The sequence below is a fragment of the Nocardia grenadensis NBRC 108939 genome, assembly GCF_001613445.1.
GTDB classification, from domain to species: domain Bacteria; phylum Actinomycetota; class Actinomycetes; order Mycobacteriales; family Mycobacteriaceae; genus Nocardia; species Nocardia grenadensis.
The window spans coordinates 80876-100785 of sequence record NZ_BDCJ01000019.1; the positions used below are offsets into that span (position 1 = coordinate 80876).

The 19910-nt window shown below is 71.8% G+C and carries 13 protein-coding genes; 5 read left to right on the plus strand and 8 right to left on the minus strand.

Annotated elements, in window-relative coordinates:
- Positions 1–5 precede the first annotated feature (5 nt).
- Positions 6–3392, minus strand: coding sequence for an ATP-dependent helicase (locus NGR01S_RS20350; protein WP_063039162.1), 3387 nt, complete (start codon positions 3390–3392; stop codon positions 6–8).
- Positions 3389–7744: a PD-(D/E)XK nuclease family protein gene (locus tag NGR01S_RS32630; protein WP_444979987.1), complete on the minus strand. Its 4356-nt coding sequence runs from the start codon at positions 7742–7744 to the stop codon at positions 3389–3391. Before NGR01S_RS32630 ends, NGR01S_RS20350 begins: the two co-directional genes overlap by 4 nt.
- Positions 7745–7837: 93 nt before the next feature.
- Between NGR01S_RS32630 and NGR01S_RS20360 the strand changes: the two genes are divergently transcribed.
- Together NGR01S_RS20360 and NGR01S_RS20365 are read left to right on the plus strand one after the other, a co-directional pair.
- Positions 7838–8614, plus strand: coding sequence for an alpha/beta hydrolase (locus NGR01S_RS20360; protein ID WP_063039406.1), 777 nt, complete (start codon positions 7838–7840; stop codon positions 8612–8614).
- Positions 8614–8910 carry an MGMT family protein gene (locus NGR01S_RS20365; protein WP_063039164.1) on the plus strand — a complete coding sequence of 99 codons (297 nt, stop codon included), beginning with the start codon at positions 8614–8616 and terminating at the stop codon, positions 8908–8910. The genes NGR01S_RS20360 and NGR01S_RS20365 overlap by 1 nt, the downstream gene beginning before the upstream one ends.
- Before the next feature lie 11 nt (positions 8911–8921).
- Here the strand turns inward: NGR01S_RS20365 and NGR01S_RS20370 are convergent, their stop codons facing one another.
- Both NGR01S_RS20370 and NGR01S_RS30380 read right to left on the minus strand, forming a co-directional pair.
- Positions 8922–9713, minus strand: a complete 792-nt coding sequence (locus NGR01S_RS20370; RefSeq protein ID WP_063039166.1) for an amino acid ABC transporter ATP-binding protein — start codon at positions 9711–9713, stop codon at positions 8922–8924.
- A complete protein-coding gene (locus NGR01S_RS30380) occupies positions 9710–11188 on the minus strand; it encodes an ABC transporter substrate-binding protein/permease (protein WP_245664683.1) in 1479 nt (492 codons plus the stop codon). Before NGR01S_RS30380 ends, NGR01S_RS20370 begins: the two co-directional genes overlap by 4 nt.
- 174 nt (positions 11189–11362) lie before the next feature.
- On the opposite strand from NGR01S_RS30380, the gene NGR01S_RS20380 reads away from it, so the two are divergent.
- The 3 genes from NGR01S_RS20380 (at position 11363) to NGR01S_RS31610 (ending at position 14337) form a co-directional block, all read left to right on the plus strand.
- Entirely contained in the window at positions 11363–13153 is a 1791-nt protein-coding gene (locus NGR01S_RS20380) for an NTP transferase domain-containing protein (protein ID WP_063039168.1), read from the plus strand.
- A 214-nt stretch (positions 13154–13367) separates the two neighbouring features.
- Entirely contained in the window at positions 13368–14105 is a 738-nt protein-coding gene (locus tag NGR01S_RS31605; protein WP_169811939.1) for a chymotrypsin family serine protease, read from the plus strand.
- Positions 14106–14160: 55 nt separating this feature from the next.
- Positions 14161–14337: a DUF6886 family protein gene (locus tag NGR01S_RS31610; RefSeq protein ID WP_373861455.1), complete on the plus strand. Its 177-nt coding sequence runs from the start codon at positions 14161–14163 to the stop codon at positions 14335–14337.
- 40 nt (positions 14338–14377) lie between these two features.
- Here NGR01S_RS31610 and NGR01S_RS20390 read toward each other — a convergent pair whose 3' ends face one another.
- The 4 genes from NGR01S_RS20390 to nirB all read right to left on the minus strand — a co-directional run bounded on the left by NGR01S_RS20390 (position 14378) and on the right by nirB (position 19680).
- Positions 14378–15181 (minus strand): sirohydrochlorin chelatase, encoded by an 804-nt coding sequence (locus NGR01S_RS20390; RefSeq protein WP_063039411.1) that lies wholly within the window; start codon positions 15179–15181, stop codon positions 14378–14380.
- Positions 15182–15243: 62 nt separating this feature from the next.
- On the minus strand, positions 15244–16458 hold the full coding sequence (locus tag NGR01S_RS20395; RefSeq protein WP_063039172.1) for a uroporphyrinogen-III synthase: 1215 nt from the start codon (positions 16456–16458) through the stop codon (positions 15244–15246).
- Positions 16455–16853 (minus strand): nitrite reductase small subunit NirD, encoded by a 399-nt coding sequence (gene nirD, locus NGR01S_RS20400; RefSeq protein WP_063039174.1) that lies wholly within the window; start codon positions 16851–16853, stop codon positions 16455–16457. The genes NGR01S_RS20395 and nirD overlap by 4 nt, the downstream gene beginning before the upstream one ends.
- Before the next feature lie 298 nt (positions 16854–17151).
- Complete coding sequence (nirB, locus tag NGR01S_RS20405; protein WP_063039176.1) at positions 17152–19680, minus strand: nitrite reductase large subunit NirB; 2529 nt, start codon at positions 19678–19680, stop codon at positions 17152–17154.
- Positions 19681–19910: the final 230 nt, after the last annotated feature.

Sequence of the window (19910 nt, forward strand, 5' to 3'; positions counted from 1 at the left end):
CGCGCTCACAACATCCGGTTCTCGTCCCCGTCTCGGCGGGTCGAATCGGTGAGCAGCGCCGCCAGTTCCTCCGGACCCGGTAGGCGCTCGGGCGCCACCGTGCGACCGCTGCGCACATAGTGGAAGGCGGCGCCGATCCGGTCCAGCACGCGCGGTTCGGTTTCGCCGGTACGCGCCACCACCAGTCGCGCCCACGCCAGCCGGTAGACCGCCAGCTGCACCGCCACCGCGGCCTCGTCGGCCGGGCCTGGTTCGGCGCCGGTCTTCCAGTCGACGACGGTCCAGCCGCCGCCGGGTTCGGCGAACACCGCGTCCATCCGACCGCGGATCACCACCCCGGCGATGGTGGTCTCGAACGGCACTTCGATCTCTACCGGTCGGCGCGCCGACCAGGGCGAGGACAGGAACGCGTCCTGCATCCGGGCCAGTTCCGCGTCGGCGGCCGCCCCCGCGTCGGCCGCGCCGGGCAGATCGTCGAGGCCGGGCAACTGATCGGTGGCGAACCAGCGCTGCACCCAGGCGTGGAAGGCGGTGCCGCGGCGGGCCAGCGGATTGGGTGGGTAGGGCAGCGGGCGGCGCAGCCGGGCGGCGAGCCGGCCCGGATCGGCGCGCAACTCGACCAGCGCCGTCGCCGGCAGCTGGGTGGGCAGTTCGACCTCGGCCACGGCATCCGCACCGGACCGGTATTCGGCGAGCAGCGCGTCCACATCGGCGATCCAGCCGTCGGGATCGTCGCCGGGTTCGGGCACGTCCGCGCCGGCGGCGAATTCCGCCAGCGCCGCGTGGACCATCGCGGCTCCGGCTTCGATATCGTCGCGACGAGCACCGAGCGGGTCACCGGGCCAGGACGCGGTCACCGGGGTGGCCGCCAGCGGATTCGGCTCGCCGGGTTCGGGACCGGCGGCCCAGCAACCGATTTCGACCCCGCTACCGGGCCGGTCGGCGGCGGTTTTCACCTCGAGCAGGAATTCCGACGGGCCCTTCGGCTTGTCGCCGGTTTCGGGCCAGTGGTGCGCGGAGACCAGCAGGACGCGTTCGGTACGGGTGAGCGCGACGTAGAACAGCCGGCGGTCCTCGTCGAGCCGGCGCCGCGCCAGCGCTTCCTTGTGTGCGGTGAGGCCGCGCTGCAATTCCGCGCGGTCGGTGACCTCGGACAGATCGAGAACCGGGACACCGTCCGGGGATTCCGCGGTGGCCCGGTCGCCGCGCAGCGAGGTGGGTAGTTCGGCCAGGGCACCGAGCCAGGTGTTCACGCCGCGGGTGGACGGGAACACATCCCGGGTGACGTGCGGTACCGCGACCACCTCCCACTCCAGTCCTTTCGCCGCGTGTACTGTGAGTACCTGGACCCGATCCGGGGCGACCTCCACCTCGCCCGGTTCCAGACCGTTCTCGACCGATTCGGCGGCGGTGAGAAAAGCGAGCAGACCACCGAGGGTGGCCCCGGCGTCGTTCGCGAAGCCGGCGACCACTTCGGCGAAGGCGTCCAGGTGTTCGCGGCCGGCGCCGGAACCCGCGAGCGCGCGCCGGGCCTGGCTCTCGACGCCGACACCGATGGTGCGTTCCACATCGGCGACCAGTTCGGTGAGCGGCTGCGCCGCCCGTTCGCGCAATATCGCCAGTTCCCGCCCCAGCGCGGTCACCCGCCGGTATCCGGCCGCCGAATAGCGGTCCGGCGGACCGGGATCGGCGATCGCGTCGGCCAGGCCGGCCCGTTCGGCGGGTTCGGGAGCCACTTCGTGCAGGGCCGCCGCCAGGGTGGTGGAGTCGGTGATATCGCCACCGGGGTCGCGGGTGATGGACAGTTCCCGGGCCCGCCGGGCCAGCGCGGCCAGATCGGCGCTCCCGATCCGCCACCGGGCACCGGTGAGGATCCGGACCGCGGCGCTGCCGGCGGCGGGGTCGGCGACGAGGCGCAGGGTGGCGACGATATCGGCGACCTCCGGGGTCGACAGCAGACCGCCCAGCCCGACGATCTCGACCGGTAACCCCTGCGCCCGTAACTCCTCGGCGAGTTCGGCGGCGTCGGCGTTGCGCCGGATCAGGACCGCGGAGGTGGGCGGGGGCCGGTCGGCGGCCCGGGCTTCGGCCCAGTGCGCGGCGATCCGTTCGGCGATCCACCGGCGTTCGCTCGCCACGGTATCGGTGAGCGCGAGCGCGACGACGCCCGGTTCCGCACCGGGTTTCGCACGCAACGGGTCGACGGTGACGCCGCCGCTGTCCCGGGCCACCGCGCGCAGCGGCTCTACGACCATATTCGCCAGATCGAGCGCCTCGGGCGGATTGCGCCAGCTGGTCAGCAGCGGCAACACCGGCGCCGGGACACCGGGGGCGGCCGGGAAATCGGTGGTGAAGCGCGGGAGATTGGCGGCCGAGGCGCCGCGCCAGCCGTAGATGGACTGCATGGGGTCACCGACCGCGGTCACCGCGAGCTCGCGCGGGCGCGCCCCGCGGGACCGCGGGGCGCGCTGTTCCGGGTAACCGGCGCCGAACAGCGCGGACAGCAGTATGCGCTGGGCGTGGCCGGTGTCCTGGTATTCGTCCAGCAGCACCAGCCGGAAGCGGGCACGTTCGGCGGTGGCGACATCGGGGTGCTCGGCGGCCAACCGCGCCGCCAGCGACATCTGGGCCCCGAAATCCAGGGCGCCACGCTGGTACAGCGTCTCCCGCAACTGCTGGACCAGCGGCAGCAGCGCCACCCGCTCGCGCTGGGCACGCAGGATCGACAGCAGATCCTTGTTCGGTCCGCCGCGCTGCCGCGGACCGGGCGGCAGGGTGTGCACGAGTTTCTCGAGTTCGGTATGCGCCTCGGCGAGTTCCTCCGGTTCCACCAGATGCTCGGCCAGCTGGCCGGACAGCGCGAGTACCGCCTCGGTGACCGTGAGCGGCGAACGGTCGGTATCCAGGTCGCCGTCCCAGCCGCGCACCACCTGATGGGCGAGCTGCCACAGCTGGGTCTCGGTGAGCAGCGCCGCCGACGGTTCCACCGGCAGCAGCAGGCCGTGTTCGCTCAGCAGCCGGCCGGCATAGGAGTGGTAGGTACTGATCTCGGGCTCCGCACCGGCCAGGCCGGCACGCAGTTCGCCGGAGGGGTCGAGATCCCGCAGCAGCCGGGACCCGGCCAGCCGGGCCAGCCGCGTACGGATCCGGGCGGTGAGCTGCTGAGCGGCCTTGCGGGTGAAGGTCAGCCCGAGCACCTCCTCCGGCGTGACCAGCCGGTTGGCCACCATCCACACCACCCGGGCCGCCATGGTCTCGGTTTTTCCGGCGCCCGCCCCGGCCACCACCAGCGCCGGACCGGGCGGTGCGGCGATCACCGCGGCCTGTTCCGCGGTCGGCGGGGGGAGCCCGAGTGCGTCGGCCAGCTGTCCCGGCGAGACCCGAGCGCTCACTCGTCGGTCACCTGACGCCCGGCGTCCTGCACCGGGCAGCTGTTCTTCACGGCGCAGTGCCGGCAGCCCTCGTTGCGGATCGCCAGGAAACCGGGGCCCTCGGTGCTCGCGGCCGCGGCGTGGATGGTTTCGCGCCAGGTCTCCAGTGCCTCGGCGTCCAACGGGGGCTGGACCCGCTCCTTGGCCACCCCGCCGGCCGCCGGTAATCCGACGTACACCAGCCGTGCGCCACCGGGTTCGGGAGCACCGGCGTGCTCCTCCAGGGCGCCGGCCGCGGCGGCGACCTGGTAGGTCGCCAGCTGGGCGTGCTGGGCGGCATCGGCTTCGCTGACCGGATTCTTCCCCGTCTTCACATCGACGATGACGAACCGGCCCGCGGCGTCCCGTTCCAGCCGGTCGATGCGGCCGCGAATGCGGACCTCGGGCATATCGGCGGCGGGCGCGGGCAGCACACAGTCGACCGGTACCTCGATACCGGCCTGGGTGAGTTCGCCGCGGGTGGTGCGCACCCAGGCGACGAACGCGTCCAGCATGGCCTCGGTGCGGCGCAGTTCTTGCCGGGAGTACCAGCTGGTCTCCGGATCGATACCGGACCAGGTCCGGGCGAGTTCGGCGCGCACCTGATCCAGTGGTACGCGGCCGGCCAGCGCCTGGACCAGGGTGTGCACCAGGGTTCCTTTGACGGCGTACGGATTCTCGCCGTCGGATCCGCCGTTGCGTTCCAGCGCCCACCGCAGCGGACAGGTCCGCAGCAGCTCTACCGTCGAGGGCGACAGCGCGATCGGGGCGTCGTCTTCCCACAGGGTCTCGGTGGAGCTGAGCCCGGGCACCCCGTACCAGTCGTCGGGCGCGGTACCGGGAATCCCGGCCAGCGCGAGCCGGGCCAGTTGCCGGGCGGCGCGGCGGCGGCGTTCGTCCCCGGCGCCGGGATCGCAGACCGCCGCGCGGAGTTCGGCGATCAGCGCGTGCAGGGCGAGCACCCGGCCGGGTTCGGCGACCGGAAGCGCACCCGGTTCCCCACCGGTCTCACCGCCCAGCAATTCGGCCAGGAATCGGGACGGCACCAGATCACGATCGCCGGTCACCGATTCCACCGCCGTCACCAGCAGCGACCGGCGGGCCCGGCTGCACGCGACGAACAACAGCCGGCGCTCCTCGGCCAGGACGGGGGCGGCGCGGCTGACCCGTTCGGTGATACCGGCGACCTCGTCCACCAGCTCCTCGGTGTGCAGCAGCGTCCCCCGCGGCCGGGGGTCCGGCCAGATCCCCTCCTGCACTCCGGCGACCGCGACAACCTCCCATTCCCGGCCGGAGGCCGAGTGGGCGCTCAGGAGGTCCACCGCCTCCTCCCGCTGCGTCCGTACCGCCCGGTCCTGCGGGATCTGCTGCTGGAGCAGGTATTCGACGAAACCTTCTATGGTCGCGCCCGGGAGGCGGTCGGTGTAGGCGGCCGCGGCGTCGAACAGCGCGACCGCGGCGTCGAGATCGCGGTCGGCCTGCATACCTACCGCTCCCCCGCGCCGGGACTGCGCCAGCCAGCGCCGCTCCAGCCGCGACCCGGTCCACAACGCCCACAGCACGTCCTCGAGGCCGCCGCCCTCGCGCCGGACCCGGCGGGCGCGGTCCAGTGCGCGGGCCACCCGCTCCAGCGGGGCGATCTCGACCTCGGTGAGGCCCGCCAGGATCTGATCGTCGCCCGCGCCGAGCAGCAGCTCCCGTAGCACCTCCACCGAAGGGCGGTCCGGACCGGAGCCGCGCGGGCCCGGTCGCCGGGGTTCGGTATCCGGTCCGCCGGCCGGGGATCGCGGATCTGTTCGGGGGACTTCGGATTCGTCGGCGGTCTCGCCCGGGGCCGGCCCGACTGCCTCCGCGTCGGATCCGCCGACCGATCCGACCGGCTCCCCGGCGGCAGTGTCCGGGCGGCCGGCAGCGTCACCTGATTCTTCCTGGAAGACGTCGGGATCGGCCATACGGCCGGAGCCGACCGGTTCTCGGCTGTCCCTGCTGGTACCCGACCCGCCCGCGCGGCCCCGCGACTCGAATCGAGCACTATCGGTTCGCGCGGGTCCGGACGCGTCCGCACCGATGGCCACCTCGGACTCGTCGCCGTGACCGGGGTACGGCTCCGGCGGGAAATCCTCTTCGTCGACCGGTTCCGGTGGGAGACCGTCCCACGGGTCGTCACCGAAGCTCTCCTCATCGATCCCATACCAGTCCGCGTCGGCCCGGTGTCGGCTGACCTCGGCGAAGAGGTCCCGGGGCGGCAGTTCGTCGACGGGATCGTCGGTCCGGTAGGTATCGAGGACGGGTGGTTCGTGTATCGGCTCGGGCGGGAAGTCCGGTGTCGCGGCGAAGTCCGGACCGGGGATGCGGGCAGGGTCCGCTCCCGAGGCACCCGCAGGGTCCGCTCCCGAGGCACCCGCAAGGCCCGATCCCGAGGCACCCGCAAGGCCCGATCCCGAGGCACCCGCAAGACCCGATCCCCGGGCACCGGCGAGGTTCGGGCCCGAGGCACCGGCAGGGTTCGCGCCCGGCACAGCGTCGAGGTCCGGATCCGGGACACCGGCAACGCCCGGACCGGCGGCAGCGTCCGGAACCGGCGGACCGGCTGCGTTCGAGCTCTGGGCACCGGCGGAGTTCGGGGTGCGGGCGAGTTCTACCGCGACGCGGCGGATCCCGCGCCGCAGCCGCCGCAGGCCGATCGCGTCGGCCCCGCCGAGCGGTCCGGCCAGGAGGTCGAGCGCCTCGTCGGGACCGAACAGGGATTCGGTGGATCCGGCGCCACGTCGCGTGGCCTCGCCGGCGAGCACGGCCCGCAGCGCCAGCAGCATCCAGGCGGCACCGCGGCGACGGGCCAGCGGTATATCGTTCGCGGGTTGCGCGATCGGGACCCCGGCCGCCAGCAGGGCCCGGCGCAGTGGCGGCAGCAGCAATGGCACCGAACGCACGATCACCGCCATCTGCGACCAGGGCACGCCCTCGGTGAGATGCGCGCGGCGCAGATGGTCGGCGATCAGTGACGCTTCCTTGGCGGGGCTGCCGAGTACCCGCACCCGTACTTCGGCCGGGACGGGTGCTTCGGTACCGGTATCCGGGGGCACCTCACCGCGTTCCGCGGGGCCCAGGTCGGCCCGAGTGATGCGATGCGGGGCGTGCCCGGGTAGCCGCGACGCGATCCGGGCGGTGGCGGTGGTGATCGCCGGGCCGGACCGATGGTTGTCGTAGAGGACGATGCGCCGATCCGCCGGGGAGTCCTCGGTGAGGAAGCGCGAATCGGCGCCGCGGAAGGTGTACACGGCCTGGTCGGGATCACCGGCGATCACCGTGGTCCCGGCCCCGGCCGCCAGCACCCGCACCAGCAGCGCCGCCTGCGGGTCCAGATGCTGGGCGTCGTCGACGAGCAGACAGCGCAACCGGGCCCGTTCGGCCGCCAGCAGTTCGGGGTCGCCGGCCAGTGCGTCCAGGGCGGCGCCGACGAGTTCGGCCGCGTTCAGGGCGGGCGCCGACGCCTCGGGCGCGGCCACCCCGACCGACCAGCGCAGCAGCATCGCCTGTTCGTAGCGGAGCGCGAAACTTCCGGCCGCGATCCAGTCGGGACGGTCCCGGCGCCGGCCGAGATCGATCAGCTCCTCCGGCCCCAGCCCGCGTTCGGTGGCCCGCAGCATGAGATCGCGCAGTTCATCGGCGAATCCGGTGAGCCCCAGTGCGGGCTGTAACCGCCGCGGCCACAGGTCACCGGCACCGGCGGCGATATCGGCCATATCGCCGCGCAACATCTCGCGCAGCACGGCGTCCTGTTCGGCACCGGTGAGCAGCCGCGGTGGCGGATTCCCGTGCCGGGCGGCCTGCCGGCGCAGGATCCCGAAGGCGTAGGAGTGGATTGTGCGGGCCAGCGGCTCCCGGGTCGCGCCGGCGACGCCGGGCACCGCGGCCGGCGGTCGAACCGGCTCGGCGAGCCCGAACAGCGCGCCCGCCCCCGGCTCGGCGGCGCGTGCCGCAGCGTCCGCGGACGGAGCACCCCTGACGACCGGGGCGCACACCGTCCAGTTGTCCAGCCGTTCGGTGAGCGCGTCCCGGGCGGTCGCCGCCGCCTGTTTGGAATGGGTGAGCAGCAGCACCGACTCCGGATCCGCGCCCGCGGCGATCCGCGTCGCGGCCAGATCGATCAGCAGGGCTGTCTTCCCGGTGCCGGGGCCTCCGAGCACCCGCCGGATCCGGTCCGGGCCCGGTTGCGCGGCGGTAGCCGACGGCGGGACGGCGAACAGCGCGCCGACATCGGCTCCCCAGGTCCGAGCCCGGGGAGCCGCCGCTTTCCGGCGCACCAGCCGCACCGGCTTATCCGAACGCACCACGACGGCTATTGCAACAGACGGGGCCGACACCGCCGATACCACGTCGGAACCGCCCCCGCCACGGTGTCGGAGCGCTCGGATAAGAATGTCATTGTGTCCACACTGCATGTTCACCGTTTCGGCCCGGCGACCGGCCCGGTGCTGCTGGCCCTGCACGGCCTGAGCGGCCACGGGAAACGTTGGGAGGCGCTGGCCACCGAGTTCCTGCCCGATATCCGGGTGATCGCCCCCGACCTGCGCGGACACGGCCGTTCCACCGCACTGCCGCCCTGGGACCTCGAAATGATCGTCGCCGATCTGGTCGCGTTGATCACCGCCGAAACCGCGGAGCCGGTGGTGGTGGCCGCCCACTCCTTCGGCGGTGCGTGCGCACTGCATCTGGCGCGGCGGCACCCGGAGTTGGTCCGCGGTCTGGTCCTGCTCGATCCGGCCGTCGCATTGGATCCGGCGTGGTTGCACGAGATCGCCGAGGCCACTCTCGACTCGCCCGATTACACCGATGCGGACGAGGCCCGGGTGGACAAACTGGCGACGGGCTGGGGCGCGGTCGCGCCGGAGCTGCTGCGCGCCGAACTCGACGAGCACCTGGTGCCCGCCGCGGCCGGCCGGATGCGCTGGCGGGTGGATACGGCGGCACTCATCGCGTATTGGGGTCAGCTCGCGCGTGACCCGGCACTTCCCGAGCCCGGTCTGCCCACCGCACTGGTCCGGGCCACCAAGGTGGATCCGCCGTTCGTCACGCCGGAACTCCGCGCCGCACTGGCCGACCGGCTCGGCTCGGCGCTGACCGTGCACGAATGGGATTGTGAGCATATGGTCGCCCAGATCCTGCCGCGTGAGACCGCGGCGCTGATCCGGGGCGTGCTCTGATGGTCACCAGCGACGAACAGATCGAACGCGTCCGTGAATTGGTCGCGGCGATTCCGCCGGGCCGGGTCGCGACCTACGGCGATATCGCGGCGGCGGCCGGACTGTCGACCCCGCGGACCGTGGGCTGGATCATGCGCACCGATTCCGCCGATCTGCCCTGGCACCGGGTGCTGGGCGCCTCGGGCCGGCCGGCCGCCCACCTCACCGACCGGCAGCTGCGGCTGCTCGCGGCCGAGGGCGTACCCGTCACCGACGGCCGGGTCACACTGCGTACCGCACGTCACCGGTTCGACTGAACCGCGGCCGGTCAGCCGGGTTCGAGCACGCGTTGCAGGAAGCGCCGCGTCCGCTCTTCCCGCGGCTCGCCGATCACCTGCTCCGCCGGGCCCCGCTCGACGATGACGCCCGCGTCGAGGAACAGGACCTGGTCGGCCACCTGCCGCGCGAACCGGATCTCGTGGGTGACAATCACCATCGTCCAGTCCTGGGTGGCCAGGTCCTTGATCACCGCCAGCACCTCACCGACCAGTTCGGGATCCAGCGCCGAGGTCGGCTCGTCGAACAGCACCACCCGCGGTTTCAGTGCCAGGGCCCGCGCGATCCCGACCCGCTGCTGCTGGCCGCCCGAGAGCTGGAACGGATAGGCGTCCACACGGTCGGCCAGACCCACCTGCGCCAACAGGGTCCGTGCCTCGGCGACCGCCTCTTCCCGAGGCCGCCGCTGGGCGACGACCGGACCTTCGACGATGTTCTCGAGCACCGTGCGATGTGGGAAGAGGTTGTGCGACTGGAAGACCATTCCGCTCTGGGCACGCAACCGGCTCGTCTCCCGGCGCCCCACCCGCCCGCGGGGCAACCGGGCGAAGTCGATCTCGACATCGTCGATGCCGACCACTCCCCGCTCCGGGATATCCAGCGCATTCAGTGACCGCAGCACGGTGGTCTTGCCCGACCCCGAAGGCCCCAACAGTACCGTCGCGGTTCCCCGCGGCGATTCGAAGTCGATACCGCGCAGCACCTGCCGGTCGCCGAAGGACTTCTCCAGGCCGCGCACCCGGATCCGGGCGAGCTCGGTGTTCTGGTCGGTGGTGTCGGTCATTTCGCCACGTACCTGTCGAGTCGGGTCTCCAGTCGTTTCTGACCGGCGGAGAGGGCCACGCAGATCACCCAGTAGTACAGCGCGGCGAAAGTGTAGAGCGCGAGGAATTCATTGCTCTCGGCCGCCGCGAGCTGGGCCTCCCGGAAGAGTTCGGTCAGCAGTACCACCGAGCCCAGGGAGGTGTCCTTGAGCAGCGAGAGCAAGGTGTTGGACAGCGGCGGCACCGCGGTCCTGGTGGCCTGCGGAAGGATGATGCGGCGCAGCGTCTGCGCGTAGCCGAGGCCGACGGTGGCCGCCGCCTCGAACTGCCCCTTCGGCACGGACAGGATCGCCGACCGGATCACCTCGGCCGCATAGCCGGCCACATTGAGACTGAAGGCGATCACGGCCGCGAGGAACGGATCGAACTTCAACCCGATCTGGGGCAGCCCGTAGAAGACGATGAACAGCTGGACCAGCAGCGGTGTTCCGCGAATTATCGAGATGAACGCGCGGGCCGGTCCGGCCAGGACCCGGTAGGAGGAGATCCGCGCGAGCGCGACCAGCAGTGCGAGCCCGAGCCCGATCGCGAAACTCAGCGCGGTCAACGGGACGGTCACCTGCACCAGCCCGACGAGCATCGGCCACGCCGCCCCGCGCAGCACTTCCCAGGTGTCGCGGTGGCCGCGGCCCTCGGACAGGTCGGCGCTGCCGCCGTCGGGTACCGACACATCGGCCCGGAAGTATTTCTGCGAGATGGCGGCGAGCGTTCCGTCGGCGGCCAGCGCGGCGATCGCCCGGTTCGCCTGGTCCAGCAGTGCCGAGTCGTTCTCGCGGAAGGCGAGGACCTGTTCGCTGGTCTCCGCCCCGGCGTCACCGACGATCTCGATATCGGTGGACCCGGTACTGGCCAGGTAGTCGAGCACGGCGATGTTGTCGTTGACGATCGCGTCGACCCGGCCCTGGGTGAGCAGCGCGGCGGCCTGCGTGAACCCTTCGACCGCTTCGACGTGGGCCCCGGCGTCGCGCGCTACCCGAGCCCAGTTGCTGGTGCTCGACTGCGCGGTGGTCCGGCCGGCCAGATCATCCAGGGTCCGGATGCGCTCGTCGCCGATGCGCCGGACGATCACCCCACGGGAGTAGGTGTAGCTATCGGACAGGCCGTATTTCGCCCGGCGCTCGTCGTTGACCGAGACCTGGTTGGCGATGACGTCGATCCGGCCGGAGTCCAGCGCGGGAAAGATAGCGTCCCACTGGGTCTCGACGAATTCGATATTCCAGTCGGCCCGGTCGGCGATCTCCTCGATCACTTCGATGTCGTATCCGGTCAGCTGCCGGCTGCGCGGATCATGGAACGAGAACGGCGGATAGGTGCCCTCGGTACCGACCCGGACCACCGGCCGGTCGGGATCCTGCGCCGTCGCCATGCCCGGCTGCGTGACCCCGGCGAGCACCAGCAACAGGGACAGCACCATCCCCCGTAGTACGTGTCGCATCGGCGACCCCCTCATTTCGGACGGAACCGGAATCCGGTCCTCGGAGGGAGAGTAGTGCGCCCCGGGCAGGGGCGCCGGACGGACCGGTGGCGGGCGGTCACCCCACTGTCCGGAAATCCGGCGGTCGGCGCCTCCGGACCGCCCATCGTCCCAGACGGCGAATAGCATGACCGTATGCCGAATTCTCCGCTGGCTCCGGACGTGATCGTGCTCGCCGGGGGGCGGGCCAGCCGTATGGGCGGCGTCGACAAACCGGGCCTGGTGGTCGGCGGGCGGTCCATGCTGCAGACGGCGCTGGCCGCGGTGGCCTCCCTCGGGCGGACGGTGGTGGTCGGGCCGCCGCGCCCGGACCTCGCCGCGCATATCGTGCAGACCAGGGAGCCGGAGCCGGGCTCGGGTCCGGTCGCGGCGGTCGCGGCCGGCCTGGCCGCGCTCGGTGCCGAACCCGCGCCCCGGATCGTCGTCCTCGCCGCGGACCTTCCGTTCCTCACCGACACGGCGATCGGTGAATTGGTGCGGCAGAGTGCGGATTTCGACGCGGTGTTCGCCGCCGACCCTGCCGGGCGCCCCCAGTATCTGATCGGCGTGTGGCGGACCGAACCGCTCGCGACCCGGCTCGCCGAACTCGACAGCGTGCTCAACCAGCCGATGAAAGCCCTGGTCCCGCATCGCACGACCATCGTGGAACTGCCCGGGATAGACGACTGTGATACCCCCGGCGAGATCGCCGCCGCCCGCAGCGCACTCGGCGACCGGGGCGCCGGCGATTCCGCGCCGGCCGCTCCCCGGGCCGACACTGCGCCGGTATCACTCGAGCGGGCCCGGGAACTGCTGCGTACCGACCTGTCCCGGCTCCCCGAACACGAGGCGGATCTGCCCGCGGTGCGCGGGGCCGCCCTCGCCGCACCGCTCACCGCCGCCGAGGCCCTGCCCCGCTTCGATGTCTCGGCCATGGACGGGTACGCCGTCGCCGGGGACGGCCCGTGGGAGCTGCGCGCCGATATCGGTTTCGCCGGCGGGCAGCGACCCGACGGGCTACGTCCGGGCGAAGCGGTGCGGATCGCCACCGGCGCCCAGGTTCCGGAAGGCACCACCCGGGTGCTGCGCGACGAGTTCGCTCGGATCGCCGGCGACCGCGTAGTGCACCGGCTTCCGGAGACCCCGCCGCGCTCCGATATCCGCCGCCGCGGCGAGGACCGCACTCCCGGCGACGAGATCGCACCGGCCGGCACCGCGGTGACGCCCGCGCTCGTCTCCGCCGCCGCGGCCGTCGAGGTCACCACCGCCGCGGTCCGCGGTCCGGTCCGCGCTCGTATCGTCATGACCGGCGACGAGATCCGCAGCAGCGGTCCGCTGCGGGCGGGGCAGACGCGCGATTCGATCGGCCCGATCCTGCCCGAACTGCTCGCCGCGCACGGTGTCCCGCTGCTCGACCGGGTGCACCTCCGCGATACCGCCCACGGTTTCGACCAGGTCCTTGCCACGGCGGCCGATTGCGAGCTGTTGGTCGTGGTCGGAGCCACCGGTGGGGGTGCGGCCGATCAGCTACGCGGTGCTCTGGACCGCTGTGGGGCGCGGTTGCTGGTGTCCCGGCTCGCCCTGCGTCCGGGCGGGTCCACCGTCGTCGCCGAACTCGATTCCACGACAACGGTTCTCGGCCTTCCCGGCAATCCTTACGCGGCGATCGCGACCCTGCTCGCCCTGGTACCCGCGATCGTCGGAGGCCGTACTGGCGCCCCCGCTCCCCGCCGGGCCCGCGGGCCCCTGCGAAACGCGGGCGAGATCTCCGGCGCGGTGGCGCGGATCGTGCCCGCCCGGTACGCGACACAGCCAGGTGGCGGTTGGGTGGGTGATCCGGCGATCCGCACCGCCCACCTCGGCGGACTCATCGACCGCGACGGTCTGGTCGTCGTGCCGGCGAGGGCCCGCGACGACGACCACGTCGAGTTCATCCCCCTGGTCTAGCCGTGTGCCCGGTTCCGATCGGCGCTGCTCCGGTCGTCTATGTTCGCTGACACGCGGGAGTGACCGGCGGCGCCCATACGCCGATCTTGTGTACACAGATCCACACTTCCACCGGCTGGGAACAGTCGCGGCGAGCGGCGCGGCTACGGATCATCTACGCTGACTGCCCGATCCAACCGCGTCGGCGGTCGCTCGAGCAAATTCGAGGTACGCGATGTTCAGCGTTTTCCGGTGGGGGCGGAGCCGGCGTCCCCTATCCGCCACCGTATGCGCGGTGCTCGCCGCCGCCGGTGCGGCGCTGATCCCCGGATACACCGCGGTGGCCGCACCCACCGCGGCCGCACCCGCCGTGACGGTGTACCCGGGCATGGAGATCCGGCATACCGAGATAGCCGACGGGAAGGCGGTCACCACCCGCTGCACCGTGGGACTCACCGGTTCGATCGGCTCGGCCCAGTACGCGGTGACCGCCGGCCACTGCTACCACCAGGGAATCGTCACCGACAAAATCGGTAACCCGATCGGCTGGTTCGAATTCCACCGCCCGGACGAGGGCCTGAAGTTCGGTTTCGGGTTGATCCGCCTGTACGACGGGATCGGCGTCGCCGCCTCCATGGGCCGGTTCGGGCTGTCCACGGTGGATATGAAACCGCAGCTGGGACAGGAGATCTGCAAGATCGGCGCGACCACCGGCTGGAGTTGCGGATCGATCACCGAAGCGAACGAGGAGTGGCTCTACGCGACCAACGCGCTCGGCGCCGAGGCCGGCGACTCCGGGGCGGTGGTCTACCGCCAGACCTCCGACGGGCATGCCGCGTTCGTCGGGATCCTGGTGGCCTACGACGACGCCCAGGGCCGCAGCGCGGTCGTGGAACCGGCCGCCCTGCTGTTCGAGCAGATCGACCGGTACGGCCCGACCCGCGACGACCCGTTCGTCTGGTACCGGGTCTGATCCCCTGCGGGGTCGCCAGGGTCTGCTCCTATGCGACCCCGCACCCGGTGAGGTACTGCACTTCTCCGAAGACCCGACGATCACCCGCTTCGTGCCCCATACGGCCGCGACCGCCCGGCAGGCCGAACCGTATGTCTGGGCCGTCGACGCGGCCCGCGCACCCGACCACTGGCAGACCCTGACCACCAGCACACCGGGGTTCAGCGGCATCCGGTTACGGAACGCGCGCTGACGGGCCGCCCGCCGCTATGCCCGGCGAGCAGCGCGAGTGGTCAGCGTACCGACGCCCGGTCCCCGGCCCGGACCGCGCGGCGGTAGCGGTCCGCGATCAACCGGACCACGGAGGGATGGACCCCGATCGGCTCGGCCACTCCGGTCGCCCCCGCCCGGTGCAGCCGCTCGTGGAAGAGCCCGTGCGCGAGCAGGTACGAGGCGATGAACACCCGCTCCTGTCCGGTCTCCCGGAGCTGAGCCACGACTTCGGGTACCCGGGGCGCCCCGGTGGCGACGTAGGCGGTGCGCACCGGCGTCGCGAGCTGCGCGGTGAGCATGGCGGCGGCGCGGCGCACATCGGCACGAGCGCGCGGGTCCGAGGAGCCGGCGGCCGCGAAGACCACGGCATCCCCGGACCGCCAACCGGCCGCCCGCAACCGTACGGCCATGACGCGGGCCAGCGCGGGGTCGGGGCCCATGGCCGCGGTGACGGTCACCGCGAGATGCCCGCTGTCGGCCACCTCGCGGGGTACGTCCTGGTAGACGTGATATCCGGAGGCCAGGAAGGCCGGCACCAGCACGGCCGGAACGGAATCGCCGGCCACCACGGCCCGGGTGGCCAGATCGCGCAACACCTCGGCCGGCGAGGGGCCGAGCACATCGACGAAGGCTGTGCGCACGGCCGGGTTCGCGCCGCTGTCCGCCTCGGATCCCGCCGGTGGCTCGGGTGGACATCCGCAGTTCACGTAGCCGGGCGCCGGGGCATGACGGCCGGGCGAGCCGGGATGGACACACCCTGCGTCCGGGACGCCGGGACGCCGGTCCAGTTCGTGCCCGACCGCTTCGGCCAGCGCGGCGATCATCTGCACGCCCTTCGCGCTGCGGGTGCCGTGCGCGACCAGCACCAGCGCGGGCCGCGGCCGCCTCACCCCGGCACCACCGTCCGGACATAGCGCGCGTTGCGCGCCGGGGCCGCCGGCGCCGGATCGGCATTGTTGTCGGTGCATTCGGCCGGATCCATGGCCAGCCGGTACCCGCGCTTGACCACGGTCTGGATCGCTTTGGGGGTGCCCAGACCCGCCCGCAGCCGCGCGATCGCGGTCTCCACCGCGTGCGTATCGTCACCGCCGCCGGGCAGCGCGGCCAGCAGATTCTCGCGGGAGACCACCCGGCCCGGCTGGCGGGCCAGTGAACGCATCAGTGCCATGGGCGCCGGGGCGAGCTGTTTCACCGTGCCGTCCACCACCACACACGCACCGCGCACACTGATGGTGTGCCCGGCGGCATTGATGCGGCCGGCCCGGCGCGGAAGTTCCTCGGCGACATGGCGGGCCAGGGCGCCCAGCCGGGCCCGGCCGGGCATCGTGGTGGGCACCCCGAGCTCCTCGAGCGGGGCCGCGGTGATCGGGCCGACGCACGCCGCCGGCACCCGGCTGCGCAATGCGTGCAACACCCCCTCCAGCACTCCGGTCTCCTCGGCGCGCATCAGCATCGAGGCCACCGCCGGAGCACTGGTGAAAGTCACACAGTCGATCGCGGAGGTCACGACGGCCTCGATCAGCTGATCCATCGGACCGCGGTCGGCGGGCGGCTCCCACCGGTACACCGGCACGGGCACCACATCGGCGCCCGCGCACCGCAGCACCTCGCAGAAGTCGGGGATCGGTTCCCATTCGGTGGTGGCGCCATGCAACTGGACCGCGATTCGCACGCCCTCGACACCCTCGGCGAGCAGATGATCCAGCACCTCCGCCGAGGACTCCGACACCGGGGACCACTCCTCGCGCAGTTCCGCGGCCCGGATCGCGCCCTTGGCCTTCGGGCCCCGGGCCAGCATCCGGGTGCCGCCCAGAGTCGCACGCAACTGTTCGGCCAGGCCCCAGCCCTCGGCAGCCTCCATCCAGCCACGGAACCCGATACCGGTGGTGGCCACCGCGATCTGCGGCGGGTCGGCGACCAGGTCACCGGTCACCCGTTCCAGTTCGGTGTCGTCGGCGAGCGGGATGATCCGGATGGCCGGTGCGGATACGACCGACGCACCCCGCCGGGTGAGCAGGCTGGCGAACTCCTCGGCCCGCCGGGCCGCGGTGATACCGATCGTGAAGCCGGCCAGCGCGGTGTTCGTCTCCGGAACCGTCATACCGGGCAGCCGTCCGGGGCCACCGTCACGGGCCTGCCCGAGATCGACACCTGTCCGTCGTCCACGCGCACGGAATATACCGGCAGGCTCGTCGTCGCGTCGTCCAGGCACCGGCCGTCCAGCAGGGAGAAGGCCTGCTTCAACAGCGGTGACACGACCACCGGCTCACCGCCGCGATCGCCGACGATACCGCGCGACATCACTGCCGCCCGGCCGAACGGATCGATATTGCCGACCGCGTACAACGTGCCCTCGGGCAGCAGGAACAGGGCCACCTGGGCGCCGCCGGGCAGCAGCACCGCCACACCGCGGCCGGGGATCAGGTACTCGAGCGGGCACGCCCGGGTCCACCCGGTGGTGGCCGGAACAACTACTGGGGTGTCGATCACGGTCATTGGTGTCTCCTCCACACGCCGTTACCCATTGGTACCGGCGGCCTGTTTCTTGACGGTTAAGCCGTCATTTCCCACTCGTAGCGGCCGACGCCGAAGCCCTGCCGGGCAGGCTGTGCCGATCGCGGCCCGCCCGGCACGCCCTACGTGGTTACGCCGCACTGCCGCCTCCGGGCATACCGGGCAGGCTGTGCCCATCGCGGCCCGCCCGGCACGCCCTATGTGGTTACGCCGCACTGCCGCCTCCGGGCATACCGGGCAGGCTGTGCCCATCGCGGCCCGCCCGGCACGCCCTACGTGGTTACGCCGCACTGCCGCCTCCGGGCATACCGGGCAGGCCGAGCAGCACCGGGACCTTGCGTTCACCGCTGTCGTCGAAGGCGATGGTCGGGTCGGCCTCGGCCGGGGCGTTGACGAACGATACGAACCGCGACAACTTCTCCTCGTCGTCGAGGACCGCGGCCCATTCGTCGCGGTAGCCGGCCACATGGTCGGCCATCGCGCGCTCCAGATCGGCGGCGATCCCGAGGATGTCCTCGCACACCACCTCGCGCACGTAGTCGATACCCAGGTCTTCCTGCCACGGCGCGGTGCGCTGCAGCCGGTCCGCGGTCCGGATGTAGAACATCAGATACCGGTCGATATAGGCGATGAGGGTCTCGTCGTCCAGATCGCCCGCGAGCAGGACCGCGTGTTTGGGGGTCAGGCCGCCGTTACCGCCCACATACAGGTTCCACCCGTTCTCGGTCGCGATGACGCCCACATCCTTGCCGCGGGCCTCGGCGCATTCCCGGGCACAACCGGATACGGCCAGTTTCAGTTTGTGCGGCGAACGCAGCCCACGGTAGCGCTTCTCCAGCAGCACGGCCATGCCGACCGAATCCTGCTGGCCGTACCGGCACCAGGTGGAACCGACGCAGCTCTTCACCGTGCGCAGCGATTTACCGTACGCGTGGCCCGATTCCATACCGGCGTCCACCAGGCGTTTCCAGATGAGCGGCAGCTGTTCCACCCGCGCGCCGAACAGGTCGATCCGCTGTCCGCCGGTGATCTTGGTGTAGAGACCGAACTCTTTGGCGACCTCACCGATCACGATCAGCTGTTCCGGGGTGACCTCGCCCCCCGGCATCCGCGGCACCACCGAATAGGTGCCGTTCTTCTGCATATTGGCCAGGAAGTGGTCGTTGGTGTCCTGTAGCGCGGCCTGTTCGCCCTCCAGGATGTGCTCGCTGGAGGTGGAGGCCAGAATCGAGGCGACCGTCGGCTTGCAGATATCGCAACCGGTCCCCCGGCCGTGCCGGGCGATGAGCTCGGAGAAGGTGCGGATACCGGTGGCCTGCACGATCCGGAACAGTTCGGCGCGCGACTGCTCGAAGTGCTCGCACAGCGCCTGGGACATCTCGACGCCGGACTGTTCGAGCACCTTCTTGATCATCGGCACGCAACCGCCACAGGAGGTGCCGGCCTTGGTGCAGGCCTTGATGGCCGGGATATCACGGGCGCCCTCGGTGATGGCGCCGCAGATGGCGCCCTTGCGTACATCGTTGCACGAGCAGATCTGGGCTTCGTCGGGCAGCGCGTCGGCGCCCAGTTCCGCCCCCGCCGGGGAGATGAGCGCGGCCGGTTCGGCCGGCAGCGGCCGGCCCACCAGCGGGCGCAGCGCGGCGTACTGGGTGGCATCGCCGACGAGGATGCCGCCCAGCAGGGTCTGCGCGTCATCGGAGATCACCAGCTTGGCGTAGGTGCCACGGGCGGCGTCGTGCAGTACCACCGACAGCGCGCCCTCGGTGGTGCCGTGCGCGTCGCCGAAACTCGCCACATCCACCCCGAGCAGTTTGAGCTTGGTGGACATATCGGCGCCGGAGAACTCACCGGCACCGCCCAGCAGGCGGTCGGCCACGATCTCGGCGGTGCTGTAGCCGGGCGCCACCAGCCCGTAGCAGACCCCTTCGATCGCGGCGCATTCACCGATGGCGTAGATATTCGGATCGGAGGTGGCCAGTCCCAGGTCGGTGATCACGCCACCGCGCGGGCCCACCTCGAGCCCCGCGTCGCGGGCGATCTGGTCCCGCGGCCGGACTCCCGCGGAGAACACCACCAGCGCGGCATCGATGATGGTGTCGTCGGACAGGGTGACCCGCAGCCGTTCGGCCGGGTCGGCGGCCGCATCGCGTTCGATCCCGGCGGTGCCCACGCCGGTGTGCACCCGCAGCCCCAGGTCGGTGACCAGTTTCTCCAGGATCGCGCCGCCGCCCTCGTCGACCTGGGCCGGCATCAGGCGGTCGTTGTACTCGACCACGTGCGGGGTGAGCCCGAGCAGGCGCAGCGCATTGGCGGCCTCCAGCCCGAGCAGGCCACCGCCGACGACCACACCGTGGGCGCCCGGTCCGGCCGCGTCGGCCGCGGCCCGGATGCCGTCCAGATCCTCGATGGTCCGGTAGACGAAGCATTCCTGGTGTTCGTGCCCCGGCACGGGCGGTACGAACGGGTAGGAACCGGTCGCCAGGACCAGCGCGTCGTAGTCGAGCACCTCACCGGAGGTGGTGGTGACCTTCTGGGCGTCCTTGTCGATGGCCTCGGCCCGCTGGCCGAGGCGCAGGTCGACCAGTTCGTCACCGGCGTACTCGTTCCCTGGTAGCGCCAGCGAGCCGGCGTCCCAACTACCGATATACGAGGACAGACCGACCCGGTCGTAGGCGGGCGATTTCTCCTCGCCGAGGACGACGACCTGCCACTGCCCCGCCTCGTCCCGGGCGCGGACGGCCTCGACGAACCGGTGTCCGACCATGCCGTGACCGGCGACGACGACTGTTCTGCGCTGTGCGTTCATGGTGTCCTCCGTGGGGATCCGGGGTCAGACGGTCGCCGATGACCGGGCGGACCGGGATTCGGTGGGCTGAGAATTGCGGTAACCGGCTTCGACCCGCCCGACCAGGGCTTCGACGGCCACGACGACCTCACGGTCGCGGACCGGGGCGGCGCAGAAACACCGCCCAGGTGACCAGGGCGCAGGCAATGTAGAACGCCGTGAACACCCAGAAGGCGGTGGTGGCGATCTTC

Bases quoted from the DNA above. Each gene is read 5' to 3' on its own strand.
- nirB (WP_063039176.1), bottom strand. From the start codon at position 19,680: ATGAACGCACAGCGCAGAACAGTCGTCGTCGCCGGTCACGGCATGGTC.
- NGR01S_RS20380 (WP_063039168.1), top strand. From the start codon at position 11,363: ATGCCGAATTCTCCGCTGGCTCCGGACGTGATCGTGCTCGCCGGGGGG.
- nirD (WP_063039174.1), bottom strand. From the start codon at position 16,853: ATGACCGTGATCGACACCCCAGTAGTTGTTCCGGCCACCACCGGGTGG.
- NGR01S_RS31605 (WP_169811939.1), top strand. From the start codon at position 13,368: ATGTTCAGCGTTTTCCGGTGGGGGCGGAGCCGGCGTCCCCTATCCGCC.
- NGR01S_RS20365 (WP_063039164.1), top strand. From the start codon at position 8,614: ATGGTCACCAGCGACGAACAGATCGAACGCGTCCGTGAATTGGTCGCG.
- NGR01S_RS20395 (WP_063039172.1), bottom strand. From the start codon at position 16,458: ATGACGGTTCCGGAGACGAACACCGCGCTGGCCGGCTTCACGATCGGT.
- NGR01S_RS20370 (WP_063039166.1), bottom strand. From the start codon at position 9,713: ATGACCGACACCACCGACCAGAACACCGAGCTCGCCCGGATCCGGGTG.
- NGR01S_RS30380 (WP_245664683.1), bottom strand. From the start codon at position 11,188: ATGCGACACGTACTACGGGGGATGGTGCTGTCCCTGTTGCTGGTGCTC.
- NGR01S_RS20390 (WP_063039411.1), bottom strand. From the start codon at position 15,181: ATGATCGCCGCGCTGGCCGAAGCGGTCGGGCACGAACTGGACCGGCGT.